The following is a 6,169-nucleotide window of genomic DNA, read 5'->3' on the forward strand; positions in this document are numbered from 1 at the left end:
AAAAATGGCTGCATCAAAAAAAAGACATTGATGGCCGAAAGAGGAGTATTTTCTTTGCGCTTGTCATCTTATTGCGATGCCTATTTTATTGTTATTCAAAACAGATATCCTCAAAATGGAAACAATCACTTTCTTCACTAAAATGGGTATTTATTTGCACTGGAATGAGTGCATTTGTTTTATCCATGATTAATTATCAGAATGTGGCTTACTCTGCAGTATTGATAAGCGAACCTGTTCAAGCTTGTGTCATTGCAAGAGAGGTTGATTTAACAAACGAACTAAGAGATAAATTAGCTCAATGTTTAGGTTGGCAAGCTGATCAAAATCTTCCTGTATGCTCAGGTCAGTATACTCCAATTGCAGTAACACCATTGGCAAGTCCAGAAGAAATCCGCATTATGGCGGATAGCGTTTCTTTTTACCGCACTCAGAAATCTACTCTCTCTGGAAATGTTGAAATGCAGCAAGATCAAAGGGTCGTGAATGCGCAAACAGCTTATGTATATAGAGATCCAAAAACGAATCAAGTTACAAAAATTGAATTTTTGGGATATGTTCGTTATACAGAACCTGATCGAATGATGATTGCGAGAAAAGCTGTTGTTTATCCACAAGATAAGTCAGGAGAAGTGGAGGATGTCTTATATCGATTTAATACGGATAGACGTAGTGCATTATTGCCTGCCTGGGGCAGAGCAAGCTTAATAAAACGTTTTGCAAACGAGGATTATTTTTTGAAAGGCGCCACTTATACGACCTGTGCTCCTCGAGACAAGGCTTGGTCTATTGAAGCAGAGTCAATTAGTTTGGATAAGGCCAAAGGAAAAGGAGTGGCTCGGAATGCAAAATTACGTATTAATGAATGGCCGGTTCTTTATACTCCCTATTTAAGCTTCCCAACTAATAAAGACAGAAAATCAGGTTTTCTAATGCCTATAGTAGGATATTCTAATGTGGGAGGTGCCGATTTAGGTATTCCTTATTATTGGAATATGGCGCCAAATTATGACATGACTTTAGTTCCTCATCTTTATACAAAACGTGGCATGATGATGGGTGGACAATTTAGATATTTGACCCCTAAGAGCAATGGAATATTGAATGGAAATTTTTTGCCAAACGATAAAGCATTTGGTCAATTTTTAAAAAATAATGAGCCACAGTTCCCACAGCTTAAAGGGATTTCTACAAATCGCTGGGAATTAGGGATTCTTGACTCAACTAAGCTCTTTCCAAATCTTCAATTCAATGTCAATTTTCAGCAAGTTTCTGATGATTATTATTTGCAAGATTTTAGTACTAATCTGGCATTGATCACGCAGAGGCAATTATTGCGCCAAGCCGATTTAACTTATTATACTGAAAATTGGACGTTTAGAGGTATGGGACAAAGCTATCAAACACTCCATCCTATTAATGAAATCCCCATTTCTCCTGTTTATGAACGGTTGCCACAGCTTATGGCACGTGGGTACTACTATGATTTACCTTTTAATGCCAATTTAAATATTCTTGGTCAATATGATCAGTTTCACTGGCCCAATGATTCATGGAATATAACTACTAACAATATGCCACAAGGTCCTAGGTTACACCTTAACCCTATCTTATCCGTGCCTGTGATAAAGCCGTGGGGATATATTACTCCTTCGGTGCAGTTTGTAGAAAATTATTATGATGTTTCAAGGAATTATACATGGGGGTCACCGCGTGCTAATTATAATCTGACTATTCCTCGATATAGCGTGGATAGTGGAGTGTATTTTGAGCGAGATCTAACCTTGAAAGGGATATCTTACGTACAAACCCTAGAACCCAGAATATTCTATTTGCGCGTGCCTTATTATAACCAAACAGTTATCCCGGTTTATGATTCCGGCTTGATGATTTTTAATGTAGATCAATTATTTAGAACAAATCGTTTTTCGGGTTTCGATCGGATTGGTGACGCCAATCAGCTAAGTTATGCTATGACTACACGATGGCTAGTGGAAGAAACCGGAGCTGAAAGGGCCAATTTTTCTATCGGGCAAATTAAATATTTTAGTGATCGTAGGGTGCAACTTTGTCAAAATCCAACTGGGTTTTGCATTGATAATCCTGATGCCTTTGGAAATTTATCTTCCACTTATGGTACATCACCTATTGCTTCGAGAGCAGTTTATAAATTTAATCCCGCTTGGGGGATAACAGGAGATTACATTTGGGATCCGACAACAAATGCTACCAATAATGCCGATCTGAATTTACATTATCAGCCATCACCTAATGCCATTATTAATGGGGGATATAGTTATCTGGTCAATGGGGATGTGACCCAAGTAAGGAATAATGGCTCGGCCAATAATGCGTTGCATCAAGCAATTCTTGCAGCAGCATGGCCACTTAGTGATAAATGGAGTGGTATTGGCGCATATAGTTATAATATTAGCAAAAATTACAGCATGATGTCATTTCTTGGTGCACAGTATGATAGTTGCTGCTGGGCTATACGTGTCTTGGGGGGGCGTACGTTTAAAAGTTTAAATGCACAGTTTGAACCTCAATATAATAATAATATTTATTTGCAAATATTGCTAAAGGGCTTAGGATCAGTAGCAAGCACTGACCCAAGTGGTATACTGAATACGTATCTTCCAGGGTATAATGATCCTTTTCAACGCCACTAATCTATTGTTATTAGATAGTGATTTGGGTATAAATTAAACAAATTTGCTTGTATTTTGATAAAGAATGACATAAATTGCCCGACAGAATGTAAATGAGGATTAAGGCATGTTTAAAAAAGTAGCATTGGTATGCATTTTGTTTTCAGGAATGTGTTTCGCAGAAGGGAAACAACTATTAGATAAAGTGGTTGCTATAGTCAATGATAGTGTTATCACTTCAAGCGAACTTAATGCTCAAGTTGAATTATCGAAAAAGCAAATTATTGCTCAGAATATGCAAATGCCAGAAGAATCAGTACTTCGTAAGCAAGTGCTGCAACATTTGATTGATGTTGATTTAGAAATGCAAATGGCAAAGCAAAATGGTATTACCGTTGATAATGCAGAACTTAATGACGCGATAGAAAAAATAGCTGATGCCAATCGGCTTAGCTTATCTCAGCTGCGTGAAGAAATTACCAAACAAGGAATTAGTTGGCAAGAATACAGACAGAATATTCGTAAAGAAATAATAATTAGCAGGGTTCAACAAAAAGCGGTAGGGAAAGATATCGTCGTTACAAATGAGCAAGTAGAACAATATTTAAAAGCAGAAGGACAAATACGTGACTCTAGCCTAACGTATCATTTAAAAAATATTGTTATCCCCTTAAATGAAGAGCCGACTACTGAACAACTGAAAAAAGCAAAAATCGAAGCGGAAAGCTTATTAAATAAAATTAAAAAGGGAGAAGATTTTAGCCGTCTAGCAATAGAAGAGTCCAGTGGAGAGTTTGCACTAGAAGGAGGCGATTTAGGCGAGCGTCATTTAGCTGAATTACCTGAGGTATTTGCTAAGGAAGTGGTGCATATGAAAGTTGGGCAGGTAGCAGGACCAATACGGACAGGCAATGGATTTCATTTAATAAAATTAATTGCTATTGGCGGGGAAAGCCAGCGCCATGTAATCACTCAGACCCATGTTCGGCACATACTGCTTAAACCTGATGCGAGTATGGTACCATCTGAAGCTATTAAACAAGTTAATAATATTTACCAGCAAATAAAATCAGGAAAGGATTTTGCTCTAATGGCCAAGCAATATTCACTTGATGCGGCCAGTGCGGTAAAAGGTGGCGATTTAGGATGGGTTAATCCTGGTGAGTTAGTTCCAGAATTTGAAAAAGCTATGAATAAGTTGCCATTGCACAAGGTCAGCAAACCTGTAAAAACCCAATATGGCTGGCATCTTATTGAAGTTATTGAGCGTAAGCAGAAGGACGATTCTGAGGCCTTTAAGAAGCAGCAAGTCAGACAATTTTTACAACAGCGTAAATTTGTAGAAGCGGTGCAAAATTGGCAACAACATTTACGATCCCAAGCGTATATCAACATTGTTGATAAGGATTTAGCATGACCCCACTGCTTATTAGCAGTGGTGAACCAGCAGGCATTGGTCCAGACTTATGCTTGGCTTTGGCCGACTCTGGTTTCCCTGCTGTAATCTTAGGAGATCTGTCTTTATTTAAAGCCAGAGCTAAAGAATTAAATCTTTCCATAGAGTTTTTAGAATACCGATCTGGGCATCCTATTAAGAACAAGCGGGGTTGCTTAACAATATTTTCTGTCCCCTGTGATGCGCCAGTGACGACAGGTCAGTTAAATCCTAAAAATGCGGCATATGTGATCAAATTATTAACTTTAGGGGCTACTCTATGCTCTAAAGGCGAGTTTTCTGCTTTAATTACTGCCCCAGTCCATAAAGCTAATATCAATGCTTCTGGACTAGCCTTCACCGGCCACACAGAATTTTTTGCTAGTTTCTTTGGTATAGGAACTGTTGTGATGATGTTAGCATGCCAACAAATGAAGGTAGCTTTAGTGACAACTCATCTTCCTTTACGACTAGTTCCTGACGCTATCAATTCGTCACTAATTATCCAAGTCATTAAACAATTGCATCATTCATTAAAATATGATTTTGGAATTCAGCATCCAAAGATCAAAGTGGCTGGTTTAAACCCACATGCAGGAGAATCAGGTTATTTAGGGCGAGAAGAAATTGAAGTAATTGCCCCCGCCTTAGGTATTTTGAAGCAGCAAGGTATTGATGTATTAGGTCCTTTACCAGCAGATACTCTGTTTATACCTAATAATGAAAACAGCTGTGATGCGTACGTAGCAATGTACCATGATCAAGGATTGCCAGTTTTAAAATATGCAGGATTTAATGAAGCAGTCAATGTCACTTTGGGATTGCCTATAATCCGTACTTCTGTTGATCATGGAACTGCCTTGGAACTAGCAGGTAAAAACAAAGCCCATCCAGGCAGCATGATTGCAGCCGTTGAGATGGCGAGGGATATAGTTTTAACAAGGATAAAATAAAATGTCTCGAGTTAGTTTAATCGCTGCAATAGATGAAGCCGGAGGGTTAGGAGCTAATAACCAACTATTATGTTACTTGCCTGCTGATTTACAGCATTTTAAATCAATAACGATGGGAAAACCTATTGTGATGGGTCGAAAAACTTATGAATCAATAGGAAAACCACTTCCTGGCAGGCTAAATATTGTAGTAAGTCATTCCTTTACACCCAGACCAGGGCTAGTTGTTGCCAACTCATTAGAAGAGGCTCTTAAGCAGGCAGCTAATGCTCCTGAAGTAATGATTATCGGAGGTGCTAAAATCTATTCTCAAGCCATGCCGATGGCTAGTCGTTTATATATAACACGTATTCATCACCAGTTTCCTGCCGATGTTTTTTTTCCAATAATTAATGAACTCGAATGGAGTTGCCAAAACAAGGAGTATCGGTCTCAAGATGATAAAAACCCCTATGATATGACTTTCTATATCTATGAAAGAACACTCAGTTTATACTAGGGCAATGATATGGACTCTCTTTTTCTTTTAGTAACTGAGACAAAATCATTTGGGCTCATCTGGTAGCGTTTAAAGGAGAGGATGAATCCATCCCTCACTCTCCTTTTTATTTAGTTAGTTGAAATTTCTTAAATTAGACTATCCCGCAGATAACCTGCAGGATAGATAAGGGAGCGTTTGTATTCGTGTAGGCAAAACCAATACGCCATATCTAAAAATGGTGATGATTATTATGTGATAGATGTCTATGAATTGGTGGCTGAGCATGTACGATTATTGTATGTTCTTTGCTAAGTACTCGATAGTTATCGGTAATAATCTCTCTGCCCCCATAAGATATATTACAATGGGTGTAACCAGGCCATGTTTTACCAGGCTGGATACTTCCATTGAAATTGCTTTGGCATAAAAATAAAGGACTACCATTTGTATCTTTGCCAATTAACATAGGTCTTTCTGCACTAGATTCCCAACTGTACCGACCAAACTCATTTCGATTAGGTATAGTATATTGGCTAAGAACATATTCTTTACCGCCATAAGGTATATTGCACCGACCGTATCCAGCCCATGTTTTACCTGGTTGGATGCTATTAAAAAGCCGGGCTCGACAAAGATATAAGGCATTGCC

At 38.3% G+C, this 6,169-nt stretch carries 5 protein-coding genes (1 of these 5 cut by a window edge); 4 read left to right on the forward strand and 1 reads right to left on the reverse strand.

Going from position 1 to position 6,169, the window contains the following annotated elements; genetic code table 11:
* Positions 1 to 164: 164 nt before the first annotated feature.
* The 4 genes from OK13_RS08115 to OK13_RS08130 all read left to right on the forward strand — a co-directional run bounded on the left by OK13_RS08115 (position 165) and on the right by OK13_RS08130 (position 5,538).
* A complete protein-coding gene (locus OK13_RS08115; protein WP_035889899.1) occupies positions 165 to 2,672 on the forward strand; it encodes an LPS-assembly protein LptD in 2,508 nt (835 codons plus the stop codon).
* 106 nt (positions 2,673 to 2,778) lie between these two features.
* Positions 2,779 to 4,068, forward strand: coding sequence for a peptidylprolyl isomerase (locus OK13_RS08120; RefSeq protein WP_035889889.1), 1,290 nt, complete (start codon positions 2,779 to 2,781; stop codon positions 4,066 to 4,068).
* A complete protein-coding gene (gene pdxA / locus OK13_RS08125; RefSeq protein ID WP_035889891.1) occupies positions 4,065 to 5,039 on the forward strand; it encodes a 4-hydroxythreonine-4-phosphate dehydrogenase PdxA in 975 nt (324 codons plus the stop codon). The genes OK13_RS08120 and pdxA overlap by 4 nt, the downstream gene beginning before the upstream one ends.
* A gap of 1 nt (position 5,040) precedes the next feature.
* A complete protein-coding gene (locus tag OK13_RS08130) occupies positions 5,041 to 5,538 on the forward strand; it encodes a dihydrofolate reductase (RefSeq protein ID WP_035889893.1) in 498 nt (165 codons plus the stop codon).
* Positions 5,539 to 5,749: 211 nt separating this feature from the next.
* Here the strand turns inward: OK13_RS08130 and OK13_RS08135 are convergent, their stop codons facing one another.
* Positions 5,750 to 6,169, reverse strand: the 3' portion of a protein-coding gene (locus OK13_RS08135; protein ID WP_035889894.1) for a DUF3421 domain-containing protein. The gene runs 129 nt beyond the window's last position; 420 of the gene's 549 nt are visible here — the last part of the coding sequence; the start codon falls outside the window, past its right edge; it ends in the stop codon at positions 5,750 to 5,752.

Origin of the sequence: Legionella norrlandica (genome assembly GCF_000770585.1) — a bacterium.
GTDB lineage: Bacteria > Pseudomonadota > Gammaproteobacteria > Legionellales > Legionellaceae > Legionella > Legionella norrlandica.